At 41.0% G+C, this 210-nt stretch carries 1 protein-coding gene; it reads left to right on the top strand.

Translation table 11 applies throughout. From position 1 onward, the window contains the following. On the top strand, positions 1–210 hold a 210-nt coding region (locus tag CWB60_RS20785; protein ID WP_171036176.1), incomplete at both ends, for a hypothetical protein.

Genomic DNA, 210 nt, shown 5'->3' with positions numbered 1-210 from the left:
AGACAGCTTAATTGATGAAGCTGAAGATTCATCTGCCGCTCAAGTAGCAACAGATAATAATACTGAGCGAGATATTGATAGCGCATTAGCTGATTCAGTCGAAGATCTAGCTGATGCACAGGAAGATTTTGACGAAGATGATATTGAAACATTAGCGTCTTCACTTATTGATGAGCCAGAGCTTCTCGAGGAACCAGAGCTTGTAGAAGA

The organism is Pseudoalteromonas sp. S327 (assembly GCF_005886415.1).
Lineage (GTDB): Bacteria > Pseudomonadota > Gammaproteobacteria > Enterobacterales > Alteromonadaceae > Pseudoalteromonas > Pseudoalteromonas atlantica.
Note: the sequence above shows the minus strand (reverse complement) of the source record. Positions and strands in the feature narration are given on the sequence as shown.